Source organism: Klebsiella sp. 28 (assembly GCF_018223905.1).
GTDB classification, from domain to species: domain Bacteria; phylum Pseudomonadota; class Gammaproteobacteria; order Enterobacterales; family Enterobacteriaceae; genus Klebsiella; species Klebsiella pneumoniae.
In genome coordinates, this window is sequence record NZ_JAGRQY010000033.1 from 14,752 (window position 1) to 38,481 (window position 23,730).

General features: G+C 59.5%; 26 protein-coding genes and 2 pseudogenes. 11 read left to right on the forward strand and 17 right to left on the reverse strand.

Annotation, left to right across the window (positions count from 1 at the left end):
* Position 1: 1 nt before the first annotated feature.
* Together phnS and phnR are read right to left on the reverse strand one after the other, a co-directional pair.
* Positions 2 to 1,015 (reverse strand): 2-aminoethylphosphonate ABC transporter substrate-binding protein, encoded by a 1,014-nt coding sequence (gene phnS / locus KHQ28_RS06530; protein WP_032418250.1) that lies wholly within the window; start codon positions 1,013 to 1,015, stop codon positions 2 to 4.
* Positions 1,016 to 1,193: 178 nt separating this feature from the next.
* On the reverse strand, positions 1,194 to 1,913 hold the full coding sequence (gene phnR / locus KHQ28_RS06535) for a phosphonate utilization transcriptional regulator PhnR (RefSeq protein ID WP_004145049.1): 720 nt from the start codon (positions 1,911 to 1,913) through the stop codon (positions 1,194 to 1,196).
* Between the two features lie 141 nt (positions 1,914 to 2,054).
* On the opposite strand from phnR, the gene phnW reads away from it, so the two are divergent.
* The gene (gene phnW / locus KHQ28_RS06540; protein WP_004181579.1) at positions 2,055 to 3,158 is read left to right on the forward strand and encodes a 2-aminoethylphosphonate--pyruvate transaminase; all 1,104 of its coding nucleotides are present in this window, start codon (positions 2,055 to 2,057) and stop codon (positions 3,156 to 3,158) included.
* A 9-nt stretch (positions 3,159 to 3,167) separates the two neighbouring features.
* Entirely contained in the window at positions 3,168 to 3,977 is an 810-nt protein-coding gene (gene phnX / locus KHQ28_RS06545; RefSeq protein ID WP_032418249.1) for a phosphonoacetaldehyde hydrolase, read from the forward strand.
* Here phnX and nepI read toward each other — a convergent pair.
* Positions 3,974 to 5,167, reverse strand: a complete 1,194-nt coding sequence (nepI, locus tag KHQ28_RS06550) for a purine ribonucleoside efflux pump NepI (RefSeq protein ID WP_002923205.1) — start codon at positions 5,165 to 5,167, stop codon at positions 3,974 to 3,976. The two genes, phnX and nepI, sit on opposite strands and share 4 nt — an antisense overlap.
* Before the next feature lie 211 nt (positions 5,168 to 5,378).
* On the opposite strand from nepI, the gene KHQ28_RS06555 reads away from it, so the two are divergent.
* Together KHQ28_RS06555 and KHQ28_RS06560 are read left to right on the forward strand one after the other, a co-directional pair.
* Positions 5,379 to 5,738 carry a type II toxin-antitoxin system RelE/ParE family toxin gene (locus tag KHQ28_RS06555; protein ID WP_032418248.1) on the forward strand — a complete coding sequence of 120 codons (360 nt, stop codon included), beginning with the start codon at positions 5,379 to 5,381 and terminating at the stop codon, positions 5,736 to 5,738.
* The gene (locus KHQ28_RS06560) at positions 5,722 to 6,045 is read left to right on the forward strand and encodes a DNA-binding transcriptional regulator (RefSeq protein WP_004173862.1); all 324 of its coding nucleotides are present in this window, start codon (positions 5,722 to 5,724) and stop codon (positions 6,043 to 6,045) included. Before KHQ28_RS06555 ends, KHQ28_RS06560 begins: the two co-directional genes overlap by 17 nt.
* A 128-nt stretch (positions 6,046 to 6,173) precedes the next feature.
* Here the strand turns inward: KHQ28_RS06560 and KHQ28_RS06565 are convergent, their stop codons facing one another.
* The 8 genes from KHQ28_RS06565 to ivbL all read right to left on the reverse strand — a co-directional run bounded on the left by KHQ28_RS06565 (position 6,174) and on the right by ivbL (position 14,062).
* Positions 6,174 to 6,626 carry a DUF1198 family protein gene (locus tag KHQ28_RS06565; RefSeq protein ID WP_032418247.1) on the reverse strand — a complete coding sequence of 151 codons (453 nt, stop codon included), beginning with the start codon at positions 6,624 to 6,626 and terminating at the stop codon, positions 6,174 to 6,176.
* A 136-nt stretch (positions 6,627 to 6,762) separates the two neighbouring features.
* Complete coding sequence (uhpT, locus tag KHQ28_RS06570) at positions 6,763 to 8,154, reverse strand: hexose-6-phosphate:phosphate antiporter (protein ID WP_002923280.1); 1,392 nt, start codon at positions 8,152 to 8,154, stop codon at positions 6,763 to 6,765.
* A gap of 145 nt (positions 8,155 to 8,299) precedes the next feature.
* Positions 8,300 to 9,628, reverse strand: coding sequence for an MFS transporter (locus tag KHQ28_RS06575; protein WP_211777576.1), 1,329 nt, complete (start codon positions 9,626 to 9,628; stop codon positions 8,300 to 8,302).
* Between the two features lie 11 nt (positions 9,629 to 9,639).
* On the reverse strand, positions 9,640 to 11,121 hold the full coding sequence (gene uhpB, locus KHQ28_RS06580) for a signal transduction histidine-protein kinase/phosphatase UhpB (RefSeq protein WP_072198268.1): 1,482 nt from the start codon (positions 11,119 to 11,121) through the stop codon (positions 9,640 to 9,642).
* A gap of 17 nt (positions 11,122 to 11,138) precedes the next feature.
* The gene (uhpA, locus tag KHQ28_RS06585; protein ID WP_002923282.1) at positions 11,139 to 11,732 is read right to left on the reverse strand and encodes a transcriptional regulator UhpA; all 594 of its coding nucleotides are present in this window, start codon (positions 11,730 to 11,732) and stop codon (positions 11,139 to 11,141) included.
* 150 nt (positions 11,733 to 11,882) lie between these two features.
* On the reverse strand, positions 11,883 to 12,170 hold the full coding sequence (ilvN, locus tag KHQ28_RS06590) for an acetolactate synthase small subunit (protein WP_002923283.1): 288 nt from the start codon (positions 12,168 to 12,170) through the stop codon (positions 11,883 to 11,885).
* A gap of 3 nt (positions 12,171 to 12,173) precedes the next feature.
* Positions 12,174 to 13,862, reverse strand: coding sequence for an acetolactate synthase large subunit (gene ilvB / locus KHQ28_RS06595; protein ID WP_004173858.1), 1,689 nt, complete (start codon positions 13,860 to 13,862; stop codon positions 12,174 to 12,176).
* Positions 13,863 to 13,966: 104 nt separating this feature from the next.
* Positions 13,967 to 14,062 (reverse strand): ilvB operon leader peptide IvbL, encoded by a 96-nt coding sequence (gene ivbL, locus KHQ28_RS06600; protein WP_002923286.1) that lies wholly within the window; start codon positions 14,060 to 14,062, stop codon positions 13,967 to 13,969.
* A 12-nt stretch (positions 14,063 to 14,074) separates the two neighbouring features.
* Between ivbL and KHQ28_RS06605 the strand changes: the two genes are divergently transcribed.
* From KHQ28_RS06605 to emrD, 5 genes are all read left to right on the forward strand, one after another.
* Positions 14,075 to 14,242: a hypothetical protein gene (locus KHQ28_RS06605; RefSeq protein WP_072198267.1), complete on the forward strand. Its 168-nt coding sequence runs from the start codon at positions 14,075 to 14,077 to the stop codon at positions 14,240 to 14,242.
* Positions 14,243 to 14,694: 452 nt separating this feature from the next.
* The gene (gene tisB / locus KHQ28_RS06610; RefSeq protein ID WP_004145059.1) at positions 14,695 to 14,814 is read left to right on the forward strand and encodes a type I toxin-antitoxin system toxin TisB; all 120 of its coding nucleotides are present in this window, start codon (positions 14,695 to 14,697) and stop codon (positions 14,812 to 14,814) included.
* Positions 14,815 to 14,904: 90 nt separating this feature from the next.
* Entirely contained in the window at positions 14,905 to 15,351 is a 447-nt protein-coding gene (locus KHQ28_RS06615) for a GNAT family N-acetyltransferase (protein WP_002923294.1), read from the forward strand.
* Positions 15,352 to 15,419: 68 nt separating this feature from the next.
* Positions 15,420 to 16,253, forward strand: a complete 834-nt coding sequence (locus KHQ28_RS06620; protein ID WP_021440941.1) for a DMT family transporter — start codon at positions 15,420 to 15,422, stop codon at positions 16,251 to 16,253.
* A gap of 175 nt (positions 16,254 to 16,428) precedes the next feature.
* On the forward strand, positions 16,429 to 17,613 hold the full coding sequence (gene emrD / locus KHQ28_RS06625) for a multidrug efflux MFS transporter EmrD (protein WP_004181587.1): 1,185 nt from the start codon (positions 16,429 to 16,431) through the stop codon (positions 17,611 to 17,613).
* Positions 17,614 to 17,772: 159 nt separating this feature from the next.
* Here the strand turns inward: emrD and dsdC are convergent, their stop codons facing one another.
* Complete coding sequence (dsdC, locus tag KHQ28_RS06630) at positions 17,773 to 18,696, reverse strand: DNA-binding transcriptional regulator DsdC (RefSeq protein WP_032418245.1); 924 nt, start codon at positions 18,694 to 18,696, stop codon at positions 17,773 to 17,775.
* Positions 18,684 to 18,830 carry a hypothetical protein gene (locus tag KHQ28_RS06635; RefSeq protein WP_032410116.1) on the reverse strand — a complete coding sequence of 49 codons (147 nt, stop codon included), beginning with the start codon at positions 18,828 to 18,830 and terminating at the stop codon, positions 18,684 to 18,686. Before KHQ28_RS06635 ends, dsdC begins: the two co-directional genes overlap by 13 nt.
* A gap of 91 nt (positions 18,831 to 18,921) precedes the next feature.
* On the opposite strand from KHQ28_RS06635, the gene dsdX reads away from it, so the two are divergent.
* Both dsdX and dsdA read left to right on the forward strand, forming a co-directional pair.
* Complete coding sequence (dsdX, locus tag KHQ28_RS06640; protein WP_004173855.1) at positions 18,922 to 20,259, forward strand: D-serine transporter DsdX; 1,338 nt, start codon at positions 18,922 to 18,924, stop codon at positions 20,257 to 20,259.
* A 17-nt stretch (positions 20,260 to 20,276) separates the two neighbouring features.
* Positions 20,277 to 21,605: a D-serine ammonia-lyase gene (dsdA, locus tag KHQ28_RS06645; protein ID WP_032418244.1), complete on the forward strand. Its 1,329-nt coding sequence runs from the start codon at positions 20,277 to 20,279 to the stop codon at positions 21,603 to 21,605.
* Between the two features lie 3 nt (positions 21,606 to 21,608).
* Here the strand turns inward: dsdA and KHQ28_RS06650 are convergent, their stop codons facing one another.
* The 4 genes and pseudogenes from KHQ28_RS06650 to KHQ28_RS06665 all read right to left on the reverse strand — a co-directional run.
* Positions 21,609 to 22,031: a hypothetical protein gene (locus tag KHQ28_RS06650; RefSeq protein WP_004889115.1), complete on the reverse strand. Its 423-nt coding sequence runs from the start codon at positions 22,029 to 22,031 to the stop codon at positions 21,609 to 21,611.
* Positions 22,032 to 22,105: 74 nt separating this feature from the next.
* A pseudogene (locus tag KHQ28_RS06655) lies at positions 22,106 to 22,469 on the reverse strand (DUF202 domain-containing protein).
* On the reverse strand, positions 22,459 to 22,806 hold the full coding sequence (locus tag KHQ28_RS06660) for a YidH family protein (protein WP_002923305.1): 348 nt from the start codon (positions 22,804 to 22,806) through the stop codon (positions 22,459 to 22,461). Before KHQ28_RS06660 ends, KHQ28_RS06655 begins: the two are co-directional and overlap by 11 nt.
* A 101-nt stretch (positions 22,807 to 22,907) precedes the next feature.
* Positions 22,908 to 23,730 (reverse strand): annotated as a pseudogene (locus tag KHQ28_RS06665) (6-phospho-alpha-glucosidase); the annotation flags it as partial.

A 23,730-nucleotide genomic window follows, 5' to 3' on the forward strand; every position in this document is an offset into this window, starting at 1 on the left:
CTTACTCGCTATCGGTCACTTTATGCCAGCGGGCAATGTCAGCCGACAGCGATACCGCGACATCGTCCCAGTTAGGTTCCCAGCTCTTCACGCCGTCGAGCGCCGCTTTCGCCGCCTTAAAGTTAGCATCATCCGGCGCTACATCGCTGCGTACCGGCAGGCCCCAGGAGCGCGCGCTGACGCTGGATTGCGCCGGTTTATCCAGCAGGAAATTGATCAGCTTTTTGCCGTTTTCGCTGTTCGGTCCGTTCTGCACCAGCCCGATGGTGTAGGGCAGCGCCAGCGCGCTGCGCTCGCCTTTGTCATCCGCCGGCCAGAAAATTTTAACGTTCGGGTTACGCGCCATCTGCGACATGTTCATCTGCAGATCGCCGTTGGCGACGTACAGCTCGCCTTTGTTGACCAGCGCCGTCAGCTTACCGGTCGAGGCCGATGGGCCAACGTTATTGGCCTGCAGCTTACCCAGATACGCAAAACCGGCGTCTTTACCGCCGAGGCTATGGAACGCCTGCAGCATCACCGCGGTACCGTCGCCCGCCTGACCCGGCGTGGAGTACTGCAACTTGTTCTTGTAGCGGCTATCCAGCAGATCCTGCCAGCTGGCCGGCGCGCTTTTCAGCAACTGGCTGTTATAGATGAAGGTCAGATAGTTGTTCACCAGCGGCGCGTAGCGGTCGTTAGCGCCGGGGATCTGCGCGCTTCCCTGCGGGGTAAAGGTTGCCAGCAATTGCTCTTTCGCGGCGCGCTGGATAAACGGCGGCACCGTGACCAGCACATCAGCCTGCGGATTGGTGCGCTCCTTGGCCAGACGCTCGACGATCGCGCCGGAGCCGCCTTCCACATACTGCACTTTGATGCCCGTCGCTTTGGTGAAGGCAGCGAACTGGCTCTGATACCAGCTGTTATCGCCGTCATGCAGGCCGTCGGCGGAGTAAACCGTGACGACGCCGTCCGCCCAAACCGGAGAGCTGGTCAGCGCGAACAGGGACAGCAGAGCAAGTCGGGAGAGTTTCATCGTTTAAGCCTCATCGGATAGTCAGTTATTCTGGTGTAGACCAGATTTGCCTTCACGCTACCGAGGGTTTATGACAAAACGATGAAAGAAGTGTGTCGAAGGAGTTAAAACGAGCGGGATGCGTAGCCCCGGTAAGCGCTAGCGCCACCGGGGAGATCAAAAAATTTAACTAATAAAATCAATGGGTATCGACTTCGATCCGCAGGCTATCATGCCGCCAGTATTCAATATCGTAATCGAGAATACGCCCGTGCTGATCGTAATTCAGCCTGCGCAACAGCAGCGCCGGGCGCCCCTCCATCACCCCCAGCGCCTCGGCGGCCTGCGGCGGCATTGAGGTGGGATAAAACGACAGATGCATACTGGTATAGATCAGGTCGTAGTGAGTTTGATAAATCTCGGTCAGACTGCCGTTGAGATCGTGGCGCAGCAGCTCAGGCACCCGCGCGGGCAGACAGTGGTTTTCGCAGTAGCACACCGGACGCCCGTCGGCATAGCGCAGCCGGGTCAGCAGGTAGACCTGATCGAAGGGCTGCAGCGCCAGCGGCGCCATCACATCCAGCGGCACGGCAGCCAGGCGGCCATCAAGCAGCACCGTTTTCGGTTCGCGCCCCTGTTCGAGACACAGCTTGTGGAAGTTGGTATTTTGCGTCGGATCCAGCCATAGACGCTCCGGCGTCACAAACCAGCCGCGGCGGTCGGCGCGGTAAATCACGCCGCTGGCCTCCAGCTGCGCCAGGCTCTCACGCACCGTAATCCGCGTCGTGTTGAACAGCGCGCACAGCTCGCGCTCGGAAGGCAGCTTGTCGCCGCTTTTGAGGGCGCCGTTTTGAATACGCGCCTGCAGCTGCGCCTTAATCATCAGGTATTGCGGCATCTCGCCAGAGGGTGATTTCATGTTTACTCACTGCCACTTTTCGTGCGCTCATTATACATAGCCAGATGAATTTTTTGTTGCAGCGCCACATTTCCTTTGACCCTGTCCCGGCTTTGTCTCCATGATAACTATAAATCTGGTATAGACCAAATGGTGAGACAAATGACTTCACGGAACTACCTGCTGCTGACCCCCGGCCCGCTAACCACCTCCCGTACGGTGAAAGAGGCGATGTTGTTCGATAGCTGCACCTGGGATGATGATTACAATCTCGGCGTGGTACAGACCATTCGCCAGCAGCTGGTGCAGTTGGCTACCCCGGCCGACGGTTATACCGCGGTGCTGCTGCAGGGTAGCGGCAGCTACGCGGTCGAAGCGGTGCTCGGCAGCGTCATCGGCGAACAGGGCAAAGTGCTGATCGTCAGCAATGGCGCCTATGGCGCGCGTATGATTGAGATGGCGCAACTGATGGGCATCGCCTGCCACCCTTACGACTGCGGCGAAGTCTCCCGTCCGGACGCGGCCGCGATCGAACAGATCCTGCAGAACGACCCGGCGATCACCCATATCGCGATGGTACATAGCGAAACCACCACCGGCATGCTGAATCCGATCGAAGAGGTGGCCGAACTGGCGAAACGGTACGATAAACGCTATATCGTCGATGCGATGAGCAGCTTCGGCGGCATTCCACTGGATATCGCCGCGCTGAATATTGATTACCTGATAAGCTCCGCCAATAAATGCATTCAGGGCGTGCCGGGCTTTGCCTTCGTGATTGCCCGTGAAGCGGAGCTGGCCGCCTGCAAAGGCCGTTCACGCTCGCTGTCGCTGGATCTGTACGCCCAGTGGCGCTGCATGGAGGACAACCACGGCAAGTGGCGCTTCACCTCGCCGACCCATACCGTGCTGGCCTTCGCCCAGGCGCTGAAAGAGCTGGCGCAGGAGGGCGGCGTCAGCGCTCGCCATCAGCGCTACCGCAACAATCAGCGCCGGCTGGTCGCCGGGATGCGCGCGCTCGGCTTCCGGCCGCTGCTCGACGATAGCCTGCACTCGCCGATCATTACCGCCTTTTATTCACCGGATGCGCCGCAGTATCGCTTTCACACCTTCTACCAGAAGCTGAAAGATCAGGGCTTCGTTATCTATCCGGGCAAAGTATCGCAAAGCGACTGCTTCCGCATCGGCAACATTGGCGAAGTCTACGACGCCGATATCACCGCCCTGCTGGCGGCTATCGACAACGCCATGTACTGGAAACAATAAGGAACCGCCATGAACCGTATTAGCGCACTGATCCTTGACTGGGCAGGCACCACCGTAGACTTCGGCTCTTTCGCCCCGACGCAAATCTTCGTCGAGGCCTTCCGCCAGGCCTTCGATATTGAGATAACCCTTGAAGAGGCCCGCGTGCCGATGGGGCTTGGCAAATGGCAGCACATTGAGGCGCTGGGCAAACTCCCTTCTGTCGACAGCCGCTGGCAGGCCAAATTCGGCCGCGCGATGACGGCCGCGGATATCGATGCGATCTACGCCGCGTTTATGCCGCTGCAAATCGCTAAGGTTGTCGATTTTTCCGCACCAATAGCCGGCGTGGTCGACACCATCGCCACGTTTCGCGCCGAGGGCCTGAAGATCGGCTCCTGCTCGGGTTATCCGCGCCCGGTGATGGAAAAGCTGGTACCGGCCGCCGCCGCCCAGGGCTACGCCCCGGACCACTGGGTCGCCACCGATGACCTTGCCGCCGGTGGTCGTCCGGGCCCGTGGATGGCGCTGCAGAACGTGATTACCCTGGGCATAGACGATGTGGCCCACTGCGTGAAGGTCGACGACGCCGCGCCGGGCATCAGCGAAGGGTTACATGCCGGGATGTGGAGCGTCGGGCTGGCGGTGTCCGGTAACGAATTCGGCGCTACCTGGGAGGAGTACCAGGCGATGTCGAAAGAGGAAATCGCCACCCGCCGCGAGCGGGCGGCAGGCAAACTGTATGCCGCCGGGGCGCATTATGTGGTTGATACCCTGGCGGACCTGCCGGAAGTGATTGCCGACATCAATGCCCGGCTGGCAAAAGGCGAGCGGCCTTAAGCGGGTGAATTCACCTTCACTTTGGCCGCCACCAGCAGGCCGGTAAACAGCATCAATATCCCTGACAACACCAGCGGCGACAGCAGCCCTAAGTGGTCAAGCGCAATGCCGCCGACCGCGGCGCCGCAGGTGTTGGCCAGCTGGATCACCGCCACCTGAATCGACCCGGCTTTTTCCGCCTGATCGGAGAGGGAACGGGTGATCCACGTTGACCACCCCACCGGGATCAGCGCAAACGCGAAGCCCCAGATAATCGCCACCGTCGAGGCGATGATTTTGCTCTCTCCCCACAGCACCAGCGCCACCGCGCAGGCGGTCAGCACCAGCGGCGCGATCGCCAGCGCCGCTTTTACCGAACGCTTGAGCAGCACCGAGGAGAGCGAGGTGCCGATAAAGCTGGCGATACCAAAGCTCAGCAGCACCAGCGTCAGGCCGTCGACATCAAACCCGGCGAGCGTCATGTACACCGGGCGAATATAGGTAAAGAAGGCAAACTGTCCGGCAAAGGCCATGAAAATGGCGCACATTCCGGCCATCACCCCCGGACGCTTCAGCAGACCAAACATATTTTGCTGCTGAGAAGCCGATTCCCCGGGCAGCGACGGCAGCGCTTTCAGCACCCAGAGCGTACACAGCACGCCCATTACCGCCGCGCCGTTAAAGACGTTGCGCCAGCCGATAAGCCCGCCAAGGAAACTGCCCAACGGGGCGGCGATCACCAGCGCGATTGATACCGCGCCGAAGATAATCGATAGCGCTTTCGGCACCACGCGCATCGGCACCAGCCGCATGGTAAGCGAGGCCGACATCGCCCAGAAACCGCCGAGCGCCAGGCCCAGACAGGCGCGCCCCAGTAGTAGCAGGGTGAAGCTATCAGCGAAAGATACCAGCAGGCAGGAAAGGGTCAGCAGCAGCGAAAACAGGATAACCACGTAGCGGCGATCGGTTTTACCTATCACCGTGGTGATAAACAGGCTGGAAAACATCGCGACGAATGCCGTCGTCGTCACCGACTGCCCGGCCATCCCTTCGGAGATGCCTAAATCCAGCGCCATCGGCGTCAGCAGGCTGACCGGCAAAAACTCAACGGTAATCAGGCAGGCGACGCAGAAAGCAACCGCGAAAACCGCCGACCAGTTTGGCCGCGCGAGATCGCGTGCATGGGGTTTGGTTTCATTTGAATGACTCATGAGTGACCTGCGAAGAAAGTGGCGGAAAGCTGCGCAGTGTAACATTTTGTATGTGACGTACTTAACGTTTTCGCAACTCTTCTCGCTTTTCATAAGAGGATGCGTAGCTGCTCGCATGTTTAAAAAAACGATGCTTGCTATCGCTTTAACAAATCTCAGGAGAATTTAATATAGCACTATGTGCTATACTTTTAACGACAGGATGTCAGCAATGCGTATCTTTAAAACCAAATGGTTCGCCAGAGAGGCTAGCTCTCATGGCATTTCCGACGACGAGCTCTATCAGGCAATTCAATCTGCGCTTCAGGGCAAAGTGGTTGATTTAGGAGGAGGGGTTTATAAAAAGCGACTCAACAAGAATCGCGATCGCGCAATCATCCTTACCAAAAGCGCAGAGTATTGGTTTTATACCTTTCTATATGCCAAACAGGATATGGCCAATATCAACCATCGCGAGTTAATGGGTTTTCGTGAGTTAGCAAAACACTATGCCAATCTCTCTGAAGAGAAAACGACGGTCTTAGTTAAAAGTAAAGAACTGGCGGAGATTTGCGATGACAGCAAAAAATAAATACAAAAGCCCGGCTTTCGAAGCGATCCATAGCGCTGCGTCGGGGCTATTCAGCGTTGGCGCAATCCCACAGGAAACAATGCGCCATTTTGATGAATCATGTCTCGGTAGCGTAGCCGCACTTCAACCCATTGAAATTAAAGCGCTACGTGAACAACTCAATGTTAGCCAACCCGTGTTCGCTCGTTATCTGAATACCAGCGTGTCTACCGTGCAAAAATGGGAGACTGGCGCTAAGCGACCAAGCGGAATGTCATTAAAATTGCTTAGCGTCGTACAAAAACACGGCCTGAAAATCCTACTGTAGTTATCCTGCCGGATGGCGCTTACGCTTATCCGGCCTACAAGTGACGAGTGCGGAAACCGTAGGCCGGATAAGGCGCAGCCGCCATCCGGCACAAAAAGCGATGAACCCCAGGCCGAATAACTATGAGATCAGTGCAGCCAGTGCACGCCGTCTTCCGGGAGAAACAGATCGTTATAGCGCTGCTGTAGGTTATGCAAATCGCTCACATCCGGGTCCAGCTCGCGCAGAAATCCTTGCGCCAGACGGATTTGCGCGTCGGTAATCGGCGCCGCTAAACGCGCTTTTTGCATCAGGCGATACCAGTAATGCAGGTTTTTTTCGCTGGCGTCGACAATCGCAACCTGCCAGATCAGCAGCACCTGGGCGGCGTTCTGCAGATGCGCTTCATTCGGCCGCTCCAGGTAACGCAAATACTCATTACCGGCGGCTTTTCCCAGATGATCGATCATCGATTCCAGCGGGACGGGCGTGATGCCCAAGCGTTCGCTCAGGCGGCGGATCGCGCGGCGTGAATCAGAGGTAAGCACCCGAAATCCCACAACAAACACCACTACCAGGGTGGCCAGTCCTATCCAGATCATGCATCCTCTCATCCAATCGCAGCCTGACTATCATAATGGGAATTTGCCTGCTGTCGACTGTCGGACCTGGCATAATGCGCAAGAAATAAAAAAGCCCGGCGCGAAGGCCGGGCAAGGTTACCAAATACCTGGTGAATCAGGCGGTCTGCAAAATACGGTTCTTTTTCTCGCGGCGAATTTTACGCTCTTCAAAGATAGCCACGATGGCCATCAGGCAGATACAGCCGACGGCGGCGGCGTCCAGCGCCGCAAAGGTGCCGGCCCAGCCGGTCAGGCCGAAGACCGGGGTGCCGTCGGCGATCATCCCGAGACCCAGTTTGGCGAAGCTATCGCCGATCAGATAGGCGAAGGTGCCCTTGATCCCATCGGCGGCGCCGATCGCTTTTTTCGGTACGAAACCGACGGCGGCGACGCCGATCAACAGCTGCGGACCAAACACCAGGAAGCCCAGCGCAAACAACGAGGCCAGATAGACGTACTGGTTGCTGGCATGTTGGTAAACCCCGAGGGTGGCGATAATCAGCGCCAGCGCGATGCAGGCCACCAGCGCGCGGCGGCCGTTGGCCAGATCCGACAGCCAGCCCCACAGCAGCGTGCCGACCAGCGCGCCGACCTCAAACAGGGTAAAGCCCTGAATCGCCACCTCTTTCGACAGCTTCAGCTCCTGGAAGGCGTACACGGTGGACCACTGATCGATACCGATACGCACCACGTAGAGGAAGATGTTGGAGAAGCACAGCAGCCAGATCACTTTGTTTTTCAGCACGTACTCAACAAAGATCTGCCACTTGGTCATCGCATTTTCTTCGGTCTCTTTGTCCTCTTCGCTGATCGCTTCGCCAAACAGCTCTTCCGCCGTGCCGAGGCCGTAGGATTCCGGAGAGTCGCTACCGTAGCGCAGGCCGATAAAGCCAACGATCAGCGCAATAATCGACGGGAAGATAAACATGCCGATCACATGGCCGTCGAACAGATAGTTGGCGCCAAACAGCGCCACGCCCGCCGCGCCCGCGCCGCCGAGGTTGTGGGAGATATTCCAGAAGCCGAGGAAAGTGCCGCGTTTGCGTCTGGGCGTCCACTTGGTGATGGTGGAATAGCTGCACGAGCCGCCGGTGCTCTGGAAGAAACCGCTCAGCGCATAGAAGGCGATCATCAGGAACAGGCTGGTAGAACCCGCCCCCATGCTGGCGCTAAAGCCCAGCATACAGATGGCGGAGAGGATCAGCATAAACGGCAGGAACTGCTTGGTGTTTTTACCGTCGGCATAATAAGAGACCAGCGTCTTGCCCACGCCGTAGGTGATGGAGAAGCCCAGGCCAATCATCCCCAGCTGCGTCATGCTCAACCCGTAGGTGGAGATCATGTCGTTCTGCGCGATGTTAAAGTTCTTGCGGATCAGGTACATGGTCAGGTAGCCGATGAAAACCACCAGATAGGACTGCATGAAAGGTTTGAACCACATTTTGCGCCGCACATCGAGCGGCAGATCCAGGGTCGGCTTGCGCACCTGATTCAGAAAGGCCAGCATGGGTATCTCCTGAGCTGATTTTTTATGCCTGCGTAATAACCAGGCATTGTAAAAACCAGCGCGCCGTCTGGCCTGAGACGGCGTCCAGGTAAAACCGGGAAAATTTCTTAGTTTTGCCCCGTTCGCGGCGAAAGGGTGAGCTACATCACGCTTCGCTGGCGGTACGCGGCGCCTGCGCGTTTAAAAACGGCAGCAGCAGCAGCGCGGAAATGCCGGCGGCAATCGCAATCACCACGAAGAATCCGGTCCAGTGCCAGATATCCATCACCTGCGCCAGCGGCCAGCCGGAAAGCGAGGCGCCAAGATAAGCGAACAGGCCGACAAACCCGGTTGCCGCCCCGGCGGCTTCTTTATGCGAACATTCCGCCGCCGCCATGCCGATCAGCATCTGCGGGCCGAAAACGAAGAAACCGGTAGTGAAGAAGCAGGCCGCCTGCATGACATAGCTGGCGAACGGCATCAGCCACAGGCCGCCAACCGACAGCAAAATTCCGGCGGCGAAAATCAGGTTCATCGGCCCACGGTTGCCGTTAAACAGCTTATCCGAACTCCACCCCGCCACCAGCGCGCCGATAAAACCGCCCAGCTCAAACATGGTCACCGCCGAGTTAGCGGTCACCAGATCGACGCCTAGCGTCTCCGACATATACAGATTGCCCCAGTCGTTAATCGCCGCCCGCACCACGTACACCAGCACATAGCACAACGACAGCAGCCAGATGTAGGGATTGGCCAGCACGTAGCGGGTCAGGATCGCTTTACGAGACATCCCAGCGCCTTCCTGCTGCTGGGCGATTTCCAGCGCATCGTGACGCCAGTCGCCCACGGCGGGTAACCCCACCGCCTGCGGGCGATCGCGCAGCCGCCAGCACAGATACAGTCCGGCGAGGATCGCCAGACAGCCGGCGATGGTCATCCCGGCACGCCAGCCGTAGTGCAGCGCCGCCGCGCCCACCACCATCGGGATCAGCGCGCCGCCGACGTTATGCGCCGTATTCCATAGCGCCCACCAGCCGCCGCGCTCGGTCCGCGAATACCAGGCCGTCAGCAGTCGGGCGCAGACCGGCGAGCCCCAGCCCTGGAAGAAGGCATTCAGCGCCCACAGCAGCGCGAAAGCCCATAGTGAGGAAGAAAAACCGAACAGAATATTCACCACCCCGGTGGCGATAAGCCCCAGCCCCATAAAATAGCGGGCGTCGGAGCGGTCGCTGACGATACCGGAGAACAATTTCGACAGTCCGTAGGTGATATAGAACAGCGTGGCCAGCAGGCCAATATCGCTGCGGGTCAGGACGTTGCTGGCGAGAATTTCCGGGACCGCGGCGTTAAAGCTTTTGCGGGTGAAATAGAACAGCGCGTAGCCCAGCCAGATGGTCAACAGGATATGGCGACGCCAGTAGCGATAACGCGCATCAAGTTCGCGTTTATCGCTAATCGGCGCAGCGTCCGGCGGGGCTTTTAAAAAGGCGAACATCGGCGATCCTCTCAGGCGTAACGCAGCGGTAGATTGACGCACACCCGGGTACCATGGGTGCAGGAGATCGTCAGTGTGCCGCCCAGGGCGGTCACGCGCTCGCGCATGCCGGTCAGGCCGAACCCCTGCAGATTCGACCCCGGCGGCAGGCCGCAACCGTCATCTTCCAGCACCAGCATTAGTCGCTCATCCTGCTGCCAGCCCTGCAGAGTGACAGCGCTGGCGCTGGCGTGCTTGACGATATTATTCAGCCCCTCCTGGCAAACGCGAAACAGCGTCACGCGCTGGTTCTCGCTCAGTCCCGCCTCGTTAATCCGCCAGTCGAGATGGCTGACAATGCCGCGGTCCTCCAGCTCCATCTCGCGCATCAACGAACGTACCGCCTGCTCCAGCGGCAGGTCGTCGAGCTGACGCGGACGCAGACGGCCTAGCAGTCTACGCACCGAGTCGTAAACTCCCAGCGACAGCTGTTCTATCAGCTGACCGCTCTGGCGCACGCTGGCGTTGTCCGGCGCCAGCCGCTGTACGATCCCGGCCTGGGTGCGGATCGCGGTGATGGTCTGGCCGATATCATCATGGAGCTCGCGGGCGACGTCTCGCCGCACGCTCTCTTCGGTCTCCAGCAGGCGTTCCGCCAGCCGACGATTACGCGCCAGCTCGCTTTGTAATGACTGGTTCAGCTCGCGTAGCCGCTGGATCCCCGCCCCCAACAGCAGCCCGGTGAGGCTCTGTGCCAGCAGGGAAAGCAATAAATCGACCGGGTGATCGTGCCAGGTCTGGCTGGCAATCAAGGCGATAGCGTTCATCAGGGTGGCGATCAGCGCTCCCTGCCAGCCGTAGTGCCAGGCGAGGGCGATAATCGGCAGCGCCAGACAAAACGGGGTAAAGCGGGAGAGCTCGGCGGGCAGGCCAAGCTGCAGCCACAGGCTAATGGTGAATAACAGCAGATACCAGATCAGATGCCGCCCGCGCCAGTTAACCGGCTGCGCCACCAGCGCCGGCCCCAGCGGCCGCCAGACGGTGCTGGTAAGATAGTGCCAGAAAACCAGGCAGGTCGGCGCCAGCGTCAGGCCGCCGGTCAGCGTCAACAGCAGGGCGTTAAGCCCTTCGTCCCCCTCCGCCAGCCACGGCAGCGATTGCAGCAGCGCGGCGGCCATTAACGCCCCGCCCTGACGCAGCAGCGTCAGCCAGTCGCGCTGCTGCCGGTAGCGCGAGATCAACGCCACCGGCAGCAGAGTCAGCAGGCTTCCGGTCATCAAAATCATCGGGTGCGCCAGCGCCACCTCCTGCGCCAGCCAGAAGATAAGCAGCCATTCGGTTCCCAGCAGCACTGGCCAGTAGCCGCGGGGGCATTGCAGCATTAACCCCAGCCGCAGGCCAAAGGGAAACAGCAGCACCGCTAAATCCGCGCGTTCCACCAGATGCAGACTGATGCTCCACAGGCAGAACCAGGCGGCCGCGAAGATAAAGGCGCAGCCGATGACCGACAGCAATCGTGAGACGACGGCCTTCATTGCCAGCTATCGAACATGCGGCGCGCCAGCTCAACGTCGTTGCTGACGCCCAGCTTTTCCAGCAGGTTGGCGCGGTGTACGTGGACGGTTTTCGGCGACAGACCGAGCTCGGCGGCAATCTCTTTCACCGCCATGCCCTGCGCCAGCTTTTCCGCCACCTGACGCTCGCGTTTGGTGAGCGGATCCTGGCGCCCGGCGGCCAGCTTCATGGCGATATCCGGCGTGAGATAGCAACCGCCCGCCGCCACCGTGCGTACCGCGGCGATAAGTTCATCGGGGCTGCAGCGTTTCGACAGGAAGCCGCGCGCGCCGGCGTTCAACGCCTGCTCGATCAGCGCCGGGCTGTCGTGTACCGACAGCATGATGGTCGCCATCCCCTTCGGCAACTGGCTGAGCAGCTCCAGCCCGGAAATATCCGGCATGGAGATATCGCAGATACAGACCTGCACGCCGCGCCCCGGTAGCCCCGTCAGCGCCTCGCGGCCGCTACCAAATTCGGCGACAACCTGAAAATCAGCTTCCAGCCCCAGCAGCTGAGCAAAGCCGGAGCGGACAATCAAATGATCGTCAATAAGGGCGATGGTGGTCATGGTGTGTCCTGGTGCCTGAAAACGCCGGATGGCGGCGTAAACGCCTTATCCGGCCTACGGATTCACTGCTTGTAGGCCGGATAAGCGCAGCGTCATCCGGCAAAGGCGCTTACCTTAGCGATAAGCGCGTGGCTGTTCAAGCCTTGAGCGCTATTCGAAGAACACCGCAATTTTGTTAAACATGGTGGGATCGGACTGGTTACGCGCCACTTTGGTGACATCTTCCAGCTTTTCAATCTGGCTAATCATCTGCCCCAGTCGCTGGTCATCATTTACCAGCAGCCAGATGCGGCTGTGTTCGCTGCCCTGAATTGGCAGACAGAGAATGCCTTCGACGTTAAACGCGCGACGGGCAAAAAGCCCGCACACGTGGGTCATGACGCCGGGATGGTTGCGGACGGTGAGTTCCAGAATGACGTTATCACATTGTTTTTGCATGGCTTATTCCCCCACCATTTCAGTATTGGCCGCACCCGGCGGTACCATCGGATACACTTTCTGCTGTGCGTCGATGCGCACGTGGATCAGCGCCGGCCCCGGACGGTCGATGATCGCCTGCAGCGCCGCCTGCGGATCGACTTCATTATTTAAATCACAGGTTTGCAGGCCAAAACCGGCGGCAATCTGCATAAAGTTAATCATCCCCGGATAGGTGGCGGCAAAAACGCCCTGCTGATAGAACAGGCTCTGCTGCTGATGCACCAGCCCCAGCGCTTCGTTGTTCAGCAGGATAATTTTTACATCCAGCTGATTTTCGGCGGCGGTGGCCATCTCCTGAATATTCATCATCAGGCTGCCGTCGCCGGAGAAGCAGATAACCTTGCGCTGCGGATTCGCCAGCGCCGCGCCGATGGCTGCCGGCAGGCCGAAGCCCATGGTGCCGAGGCCGCCGGAGGTCAGCCACTGGCGCGGACGATTGAGCGGGTAGGCCTGCGCCGTCCACATCTGGTGCTGGCCAACGTCGGTAGTGATGATCGCTTCATCATCCACGCAGGCGGCCACGGCGTTAATCAGGCCGTAATGGGAGAGCGGGTCGCTTTCCTGCGGGATGGCGCAGGGGAATTCGCGCTGCAAGTCGGCCACCAGCTGGCGCCATTCCTCGCGCGGCTGCGCCTCAATCTGCGGGTTCAGCTGGGCTAAGACTTCCGCCACATCGCCCTGAATCGCCACGTGCGGTTGCTTGATTTTGCCCAGTTCGGCGCGGTCGATATCGACGTGGATAATCTTCGCGTTCGGGCAGAACTGCTCGGTCTTGCCAATCGCCCGGTCATCAAAACGGGCGCCTAAAACAATCAGTAAATCCGCCTCCTGCAGAATGAAGTTGGTGCTGCGCGCGCCGTGCATCCCCAGCATCCCCAGCGACAGCGGGTGCGCCTTCGGCAGCATGCCCAGCGCCATTAAGGTCATGGTGGTCGGCAGGTTGGCTTTTTCCGCCAGCTCACGGATCGCCTGCGGCGCGTTAATCACCCCGCCGCCCAGATACAGTACCGGGCGTTTCGCCGCGTTGATCATTGCCGCCGCTTCACGCACGCTTTCAGGCGCGAATGCCGGTGCCGGGGCGCGCTCGCCAGGCTCAGGCAGCGCTTCCAGCTCAATGGTCGCCGACTGTACGTCCTTAGGAATGTCTATCCACACCGGCCCGGGACGCCCGGACTGGGCAATACGGAAGGCGTCGCTGATCACCTGCGGCAGCTCGGCAATGTCGCGCACCAGATAGTTATGTTTGGTGATGGGGATAGAGATGCCGTAGGTGTCCACTTCCTGGAAGGCGTCGGTACCGATCATCGAGGCCGGTACCTGGCCGGTGATGCAGACCAGCGGAATCGAATCCAGGCGGGCATCGGCGATCGCCGTCACCAGGTTCGTCGCCCCCGGGCCGCTGCAGGCCATACAGACCGCCGGCTTGCCTTCGGTACGCGCCATCCCCTGGGCGATAAAGCCCGCGCCCTGCTCGTGGCGCGCCAGGATGTGGCGAATCTGCGTGCTCTGGCTTAAGGCATCGTAGATAGGCAGGATGGAGCCGCCCGGAATGCCGCTGACCATAGTGATACCCTGGCGCTCCAGTAAATGAACAACCAGCTGCGCGCCGGTAAAGCGCATTGTGTTTGATGTGGTGCCCGAACTTGCCATGCTCCAGTCCTTTTCTTCTGGGCCGACTTTACCGGGGGGCTCGCCAACAAAAAACCCCGCTCGGTTTGCGCCGGCGGGGTTTGGAATTCGTGTTGTTCCGGACCCTACGGCGCATTGCCGACGACGACCACCACAGACACGACGACCACCGCGGCTGGCGCGGTTTTTAGTAGGGTCGAAGCGATCAGGGTTGCGTTCATTAGGGACCTGTTGTGTCGAATAATAAGCTGAATTTATACAAACACAGGTTTTACGTTTTCACAATGGATTTATTTTCATCCACGAAAATTTGCGCGAAAGATCACAGTTCGGCGCAAAAGGGCAGAAAACAAAAAACCCCGCCGGAGCGAGGTTTTTATCAGCATGGTTACAGGTGGTAGCCGCAAGCACACTGTATTACGTCAACGCCAAAAGTATACGCGATCGCTGCAGTTCGCGCAATTTAAGGTCGGTTTTTCTCTGTCATAGAGTATGGATGAGAGGGGCGGATTTGTCCAAAAAATACTGTTCATCCATACAGTATTTATCTATACTGGGTGTGTTCACTTTGTGCCATTCGGGGGCCGCAAGTTTGACCGGCGCAACGAAGTCCTGGCTGAAACGGGTGGTGCCGTCAGTGCCTTAACCCCGAGAGAGCACACTGTGTTACGTCAACAACGTGCAGTCACTGGCCCGCGCGGCAACGCGTGGCTCAGCGCTGCGCACCCCTGTCGTTGCAGGCGGCGGGCCGGGAAGCCGTTCATGGAAAGGACGAACTATCGGCCAGGGCAGACGCCGCCGGCGACAGGCAGGGATAAGCTGGCAACGGGCAGCGGAAAGGTACGTCAGCTTATTGTGCTCCTTAACCACAGGAGACGCGCGTATGGGCGGAATGGATATTATTATTTTGATCCTGAAACTCATGGTTGCTGTGTTGCAACTACTTGATGCAGTCCTGAAACAGTTCCGCTGATTCAGGTTCAAGTCGCACCTGAGGGGGGCGGGAAACCGCCCCCCTGCAGGCGCCCGCCGGGCGTCCCGGGATGACTTGATGGAGGAAGCTATGCCACCCCTGTTAATTGCTGCCACGACGCCGGATGCCCCGGGGTTCGCGGCGCTACGAATTGAAAGCCTTGAACAGCATTTCAATATGCTGCGCCGCCTGGCGGAAAACTGGCAGAGCGGCAAAAACCGCTTTAACGCGCCGGGCGAAACGCTGCTGGGCGCCTTCGTCAACCACCAGCTGGTAGGGGTATGCGGCATCAATAGCGATCCCTTCAGTCCGCAGCCGCGGGCCGGGCGCATTCGCCACCTCTACATCAGCGAACGCTATCGTCGCCGGGGCATCGGCCAGCAGCTGCTGGTCTCGGTTATCACCCACTCCAGCGCCTGGTTCGACTTTCTCAACACCCATGCCCCGGCGCAGGCCTGGCCCTTTTATGAAAGGCTTGGTTTTCGCCCGGTGTACGATGAACCGCGGGTGACGCATCGCCTGTTTTGTTCGCTTTAACCCCCCGCTGGCAGGCAGCGCGGGCGCGTGTTACATTCCGGTGACCTTCACTGTTGAACCTGTCTGCGATGACCCTCTCCGTATTCTGCATTTTGCTGTTCGCCGCCCTGCTGCACGCCAGCTGGAACGCTATCGTCAAAGCCAGCGGCGATAAAATGTACGCGGCGATCGGCGTCAGCGGCTCGGCCGCGCTGATCGCCCTGGTGATGCTCCCCTTTGCCCCGCAGCCCGCGCTGGTCAGCGCCCCCTATCTGCTGGCGTCGTGCGCGTTACAGGTGGTGTATACGGTGCTGGTGGCGAAGACCTACCAGGTATCGGATATGAGCCAGACCTATCCGCTGATGCGCGGCACTGCGCCGCTGCTGGTGGCGGCGATAAGCGTGCTGTTCCTCGGCGATCGTCTGTCGCCGCTGGCCTGGCTGGGTATCGGCGTCATCTGCCTGGCGATTCTGGCGATGGCCTTTAACGGCCGCGCCAGCTCGCGCAAAGGCATCGTGCTGGCGCTGATCAACGCCTGCTTTATCGCCGGTTATACGCTGGTGGACGGCACCGGCGTCCGGCTGGCGGGCTCGGCGCTGGGCTACACCCTGTGGACCTTTTTTATGAACGGCTTCTGCCTGCTGTGCTGGGCGATGGTGGCGCGACGGCGTGAGGCCAGTCGTTATTTACGTCAGCACTGGAAAAAAGGCATCCTCGGCGGGATCGGCACCATGGGCTCCTACGGCCTGGCGCTATGGGCGATGACCCAGGCCCCGCTGGCGGTGGTCGCCGCGCTGCGTGAAACCTCCATTCTCTTCGGCGCGCTGATCGCCTTTATCGTCCTGAAAGAGCAACTGATGCCGCTGCGCATCGTGGCCGCCTGCGGGATTGCCGCCGGGGCGATCCTCCTTCGCCTGGCGTAGCCTGAGATGGCAACATTAGTTGCCGTTCCTGTTTACATAATCTGCCTGGAATTCCCTCAACAATCGGCACTTTGCAGTTGTTCTGTCATTTTAATATGGTAGATTCCTCCATCGTTTACGGGATGTGCCAGTCACATATTCTTCATTTCTCTTTACTCACAAAGTATTCATCGACATGAAACGGCATAAGAACTTCAATTTGTTGTTGATGCTGGTACTGCTGGTGGCCGTCGGCCAGATGGCGCAGACCATTTATATTCCGGCCATCGCCGACATGGCGGTCGCGCTGAACGTCCGCGAAGGGGCGGTACAAAGCGTGATGGCGGCCTATCTGCTGACCTACGGTATTTCACAGCTGTTCTACGGCCCGCTCTCTGACCGCGTCGGTCGCCGACCGGTGATCCTCGTCGGGATGTCGATTTTTATGCTGGCGACGCTGGTAGCTATTACCACCCATAGCCTGCCAGTGCTGATCGCCGCCAGCGCCATGCAGGGGATGGGCACCGGGGTCGGCGGCGTGATGGCGCGTACCCTGCCCCGCGACCTGTACGAAGGCGCTCAGCTGCGTCATGCCAATAGCCTGTTAAATATGGGTATTCTGGTCAGCCCGCTGATTGCCCCGCTGCTCGGCGGCATCCTCGACACCCTGTGGAGCTGGCGCGCCTGCTACGCTTTCCTGCTGGTCCTGTGCGCCGGGGTGACCTTCAGCATGGCGAAGTGGATGCCGGAAACGCGCCCGGAAGGGGCGCCGCGCACCAAACTTCTGGCCAGCTACAAAACGCTGTTCGGCACCGGCGCCTTTAACTGCTATCTGCTGATGCTGATCGGCGGCCTGGCGGGGATTGCGGTATTCGAAGCCTGCTCCGGGGTGCTGATGGGCGCGGTGCTCGGCCTGAGCAGCATGGCGGTGAGTATTCTGTTTATTCTGCCGATCCCGGCGGCGTTCTTCGGGGCGTGGTTTGCCGGCCGGCCGAACAAGCGTTTCCCGACCCTGATGTGGCAGTCGGTGATCTGCTGCCTGCTGGCAGGTCTGATGATGTGGATCCCAGGGCTGCTGGGCATCATGACCGTCTGGACCCTGCTGGTGCCTGCGGCGCTGTTCTTCTTCGGCGCCGGGATGTTGTTCCCGCTGGCCACCAGCGGCGCGATGGAGCCGTTCCCGTTCCTCGCCGGAACCGCCGGGGCGCTGGTGGGCGGCTTGCAGAATATCGGCTCCGGCGTGCTGGCCTGGCTGTCGGCGATGATGCCGCAAACCGGTCAGGGCAGCCTCGGCCTGCTGATGATGCTGATGGGCCTGTTGATTCTGCTGTGCTGGCTGCCGCTGGCCTCGCGCTTTACCCACCATCAGCAGCCGGTATAAGCGCGGCGGCCGTTCCCCGGATGGCGGCTGACGCCTTATCCGGGCTACCGGACTGGTCGTCTGCCGGCCCGCGCATGCGCAGTGCCGTCATTTTGCCGGGTGGCGGCTCACGCCTTACCCGGCCTGCCCAACAACTCCGAGGGATAGCCCGGCTCTTTTTCAGGTCAGGCTATGCAGCCACTCGATAAAGGCGTCGATTTTCGGCCACTGGCGGCCCGGCAGGGTGGTCACGTAATAATGCTGATGGCATTTCAGCGTCATATCGCCGAACGGCGCGATAAGCTCGCCGCTCTCTAACCGCTTCTGCACCAGCCGTTTACGCCCCATCGCTACCCCGACATGATTCATCGCCGCAATCACCGCTAAATCAGAACGATCGAAGCCAATGCCCGACGATTGCGGCAGTTCAATCCCAAATTGCTGTGCCCAACTGAACCATTCATCGGTGCCGGAATCATTGCTCCATGCCTGGCGATCGTGAAGCAGCGTACAGTGGCGCAGACTGGCAGGATTTGACGTTAACTGCAGCTGGCGGGCGTAATACGGCGTACATACCGGCACGATCGCCTCATCCATCACAAAATGGTGGCTTAGCTGCGACGACGGCGCGTCATCAAAATAGATTGCCAGATCGATACCCGCCCGCTGCAGGTTGACATTATCGTTGCCGGTCAGCACGGTCAGCGAGATGGCCGGGTAGCGGCGACTGAAATCCCCCAGCGCCGGCACCAGCCAGCACTGGGCGATAGAGGGCCGCGAGTAGACCGTCAGACTGCCGGAGAGCTCCTGGTTTTTGATGTCCAGAATCTCCTGATTGAGACCATCCAGCGACGCCTTCAGCGCCCAGTAAACGCGCTTCCCTTCACGCGTCAGCTCCACTTTGCGGTGCGAGCGGACAAAGAGCTGGATCCCCAGCTCCTCTTCCAGCTGATTAATCCGGTGACTGACGGCGCTTGGGGTGAGCGCCAGCTCGTCGGCGGCAAGGGCGAACGACTCGTGCCGCGCCGCCACCTCAAACGTCGACAGCCTGGAGAGCTGCCAGCCGTTCAGCAACCGGGTACCTAAGGTTTTTAGCACATCCATTCTGCGCTCCTGGCGATAAAAGGGAGTCTGGATGATAAAAAAATAACGCCGGAACTTCCGCTAAAGGATGAGGTAATTTGACCCATAGCATATTTAGAGGTCACTTTTAGAGCTAAATCACCTTTTTGATTCAATTTGGCTCATCTGAAAGGTCATTTATATCGTTTGTCAGCCCATGCCGAGTTTCTGTTCAATAACCACACGTTACTTACGGCGAGGTGGGGTATGGAATCGCAAATTTGGGTTGTGAGCACATTGCTGATTAGCATCGTGTTAATTGTATTAACCATCGTCAAACTGAAGTTTCATCCGTTTCTGGCGCTGCTGCTGGCGAGCTTTTTCGTCGGGGCGATGATGGGGATGGGCCCGCTGGAGATGGTCAACGCCATTGAGAGCGGGATCGGCGGTACGCTGGGCTTCCTGGCGGCGGTGATCGGTCTCGGCACCATTCTCGGCAAGATGATGGAGGTCTCCGGCGCGGCGGAGCGCATCGGCCTGACGCTCCAGCGCTGCCGCTGGCTGTCGGCGGACGTGATTATGGTGCTGGTCGGCCTGATCTGCGGCATTACCCTGTTTGTCGAAGTCGGGGTGGTGCTGCTGATCCCGCTGGCATTCTCCATCGCCAAAAAAACCAATACTTCGCTGCTGAAGCTGGCTATTCCGCTGTGTACCGCGCTGATGGCGGTGCACTGCGTGGTACCGCCGCATCCGGCCGCGCTGTTCGTGGCGAATAAACTGGGGGCTGACATCGGGACGGTTATCGTCTATGGCCTGCTGGTCGGTCTGATCGCCTCCCTGGTCGGCGGCCCGCTGTTCCTCAGGCTGCTCGGCAACCGCCTGCCGTTTAAACCAGTGCCAGCCGAGTTTTCCAACCTCGACGTTCGCGAAGAATCGACGCTGCCGTCGCTCGGCGCTACGCTGTTTACCGTGCTGTTACCGATTGGCCTGATGCTGGTGAAAACCGTCGCTGAACTGAATATGGCGAAAGGCGGCACGCTGTATACAGTGCTGGAATTTATCGGCAACCCCATCACCGCGATGTTTATCGCCGTCTTTGTCGCCTATTACATGCTCGGCATCCGTCGGCAAATGGGGATGGGCGTTCTGCTGACTCATACCGAAAACGGCTTTGGTTCCATCGCCAACATCCTGCTGATTATCGGCGCCGGCGGCGCATTCAACGCGATTTTGAAATCCAGCGGCCTGGCCGATAGCCTCGCGGTGATCCTGTCGAACCTTGATATGCACCCGATTTTGCTGGCCTGGCTGGTGGCGCTTATCCTGCACGCCGCCGTTGGCTCCGCCACCGTGGCGATGATGGGCGCTACCGCCATCGTTGCCCCGATGCTGCCGCTTTATCCCGGCGTAAGCCCGGAGATCATCGCCATTGCCATCGGTTCCGGCGCCATTGGCTGCACGATCGTCACCGATTCCCTGTTCTGGCTGGTAAAACAGTACTGCGGCGCCAGCCTCAGTGAAACGTTTAAGTACTACACGACAGCGACATTTATCGCGTCGCTACTTGCACTGGCCGCCACCTTCCTGCTTTCTTTCATTATCTGAGCGCAAAGAGACGTATGATGAAACACGCTGACCTGACCACCTTAACCGCGACCTTCCCGCTTGTGCAGGATCTGATCGCCCTGAAAGAAACCACCTGGTTTAACCCGGCAACCACCACCCTGGCGGAGGGGTTGCCTTACGTCGGTCTGACCGCCGACGATGTGCAAGACGCCCATGCCCGCCTTCAGCGCTTCGCGCCCTATCTGGCGGCAGCCTTCCCGGAAACCGCCGCGAGCGGCGGGATTATCGAATCAGAAGTGGTTGCCATTCCGGCAATGAAACGCAGCCTTGAGCAAAAATTCGGCCAGCCAATTAGCGGCGAACTGCTGCTGAAAAAAGACAGCCATCTGCCAATCTCCGGCTCAATCAAAGCGCGCGGTGGGATTTATGAAGTGCTGACCCATGCGGAAAAGCTGGCGCTGGAAGCCGGGCTGCTGACGACCGCAGACGATTATCGCAAATTGCTGACGCCGGAGTTTAAACAGTTCTTTAGCCAGTTCAGCATCGCCGTCGGCTCCACCGGCAACCTTGGGATGTCGATCGGCATCATGAGCGCGCGCATTGGTTTTAAAGTCACGGTGCATATGTCCGCCGATGCCAGGGCGTGGAAAAAAGCCAAACTGCGCAGCCACGGCGTAACGGTGGTTGAGTATGAAGAGGACTATGGCGTGGCGGTCGAACAGGGGCGCAAGGCAGCGGAATCCGACCCGAACTGCTTTTTTATCGATGATGAAAACTCGCGCACGCTGTTCCTCGGCTATGCCGTAGCCGGCGAGCGCCTGAAAGCGCAGTTCGCGCAAGCAGGACGCGTGGTCGATGCCGATCATCCGCTGTTCGTCTATCTGCCGTGCGGCGTCGGCGGCGGCCCCGGCGGCGTGGCATTTGGCCTGAAACTGGCCTTCGGCGACCACGTTCACTGCCTGTTCGCCGAACCGACCCATTCGCCATGCATGCTGCTCGGCGTCTATACCGGGCTCCACGACCAGATAGCGGTGCAGGATTTAGGCATTGATAACCTGACCGCGGCCGACGGTCTGGCGGTCGGCAGGGCGTCCGGGTTCGTTGGCCGGGCAATGGAGCGCCTGCTCGACGGGTTCTATACCCTTGACGACCAGACGATGTATGACATGCTGGGCTGGCTGGCGGCAGCGGAAAATATCCGCCTTGAACCCTCCGCGCTGGCCGGGATGGCCGGAGCGCAGCGCGTCTGCGCCAGCCAGGCGTACCATCAGCTGCAGGGGCTGAGTGAGCAACAGCTGCAGCAGGCCACCCACCTGGTGTGGGCCACCGGCGGCGGCATGGTGCCGGAGGAGGAGATGGCGCAGTACCTGGCGAAGGGGCGCTAATCTTTAGCGCAGCAGCGGCATCAGCGCCTCTGGCGGCCGCTGCTGTCGCCGCAGGTCCCGCATCACTCGCATATAGGGCCCGCTAAAATCGTAGAACTGCCGGTAACCCGCGCACAGCGGGTCTTCCTGTTCGCCACAGCGGCACAGGCGCAGCCACGGGCAGCCGTAGCAGGCGCTGTTGGCCGCCGGCGCGCCTGGCTGGGTCAGCGTCTCCCCGCACCAGGCGCTCAGCGTCTCGCTAAACAGTAAAATATTGATGCGCCCAATATCTTCCCGCACCCAGCGGTGAAAGACTGCGCAGAGAAACTCTCCCCAAAGCGCGGCGTCGCCGGCCGCCAGCTGCGGAATAAAATGGATAGCGGTGAGCCCCTGTTGACGAAGCTGCGCATAGAACGCCTGCGGTTGATGGCAATGATGCGCCTCCACCACGACAGCCTGAAAGGGAGTGTCATGTTGCTGGCCGGGGGCATGAGTGAGAGGCAAATTCGCCGGACATCCTGTCATGACATATCCCTAATGAATAAAACGATCGGTTGAAGGTGAGTAACAGCAAACAGGAATGCCAGAGAAAGTACTGCGAGTGCGATCAAAAATTTGTCACGAACCGCCCGCGGCTGTAAAAAATCGCTATCGTCGACGTCCATCAGATGACGACGGCGGGGTATAGCCCCAGAGGATCACCGCCACAATCGCCAGTACGCCGATCGACAGCCAGAACGGCAGGCCGGCGCGGTGCCAGCTGTGCTTAATCGCCAGCGCCATCAGCGCGCCGTAGCCCAACAGGGTGCGAAACCAGGCCAGCGAGGTGCGCTCTGGCTGAAGACCGGGATCGCTTTCCCGCCGCGCCCGGCGTTTATCCGCCATACACCACCAGCAGCATCACCGCGGCCACCACCGCCAGCAGCAGAATGCTAATCACCAGCAGCGTGCGGGTATAGGGAAGGTCCTGCTTGAGGCGCATCGCCTTCTCGTTATTCAGCCAGCGCAGATAGCCATAGATGGCCATGCCGCCGGCAAAGAGACACAGCAGCAGGGCGAGAATTTCACGGATCAGCGGCGTGGCAAAGTCCGGCGCTAACTGGTCAAGGCCGACGCCGGCGGCGAGAAAACCGAGCGCCGTGCGGATCCATGCCAGAAAGGTGCGTTCGTTAGCCAGCGAAAAGCGGTAATCCGGCGCTTCGCCGAGGCGGGAGATTTTCATTACAGTTCCTTGTTCATCGCGCTGCAGGCTTCAGCATAGCGTAAATCAGGAACCGGGGAGAAGAACCGGCGCCCCGCAGGGCGCCGGTATTACAACGGGGATTAATGCAGCTCAGGCCAGTAATCTTTGTTGGCGGCAATGAGGTCGTCGAGGATCGCTTTCGCCACCGAGGCGCTCGGCACGGTTTTCGACAGGGTAATCGCCTGCCACAGCTTGTGGTACGAGCGCTGTTCCCAGGCATCGACCACCAGTTTTTCCACTGCCACCTGCTGGCTCATCAGCCCTTTCTGGAAATGCGGGATGTCGCCGACCGTCAGCGGCTCCGGTCCGTTGTGGCCTACCAGACAAGGGATCTCCACCATCGCGTCGGCGTCAAAGTTATGGATCGCGCCATTGTTCGGCACAATCAGCAGCATCCTTTCCTGCGTGTTAAAGGCGATAGCCGTCGCCAGATCGACGATATAGGAGGCATGCTCGTCAATCTCCAGATCGCCGGCGGTGGATTTCCCGGCGGCGATGATCGCCCGGCAGGCGCTGAAGACGTTTTTCTCCCGATGATCCATCACCTCATTGGCGCGGGTGCGTTCCGGGTTGGAGTGGGCTACCACATAGTCCGGGAACAGATAATATTTCAGGTAGGTATTCGGCATGGTCTGCGGATCCAGCGCCTGCACATCTTTCGCTTTGGCAAAGGTGTCGTTCCAGCTGGCCTCGGTGTGCGGATCGTTCGAGGGCGGCACATAGCCGTATTTCGCCACATATTCGCGCAGTTTCGGCATCAAATCATTGCCGTCGAGGTCCTCAATCGACGTCCACCAGCCGAAGTGGTTGAGGCCGTAGTAGCGCACGCGCATCTGTTTACGGTCTTTGAGGCCGACAATCTGCGCCATCCGCCCTTCAATGCCGATCGGCATATCGCAGATG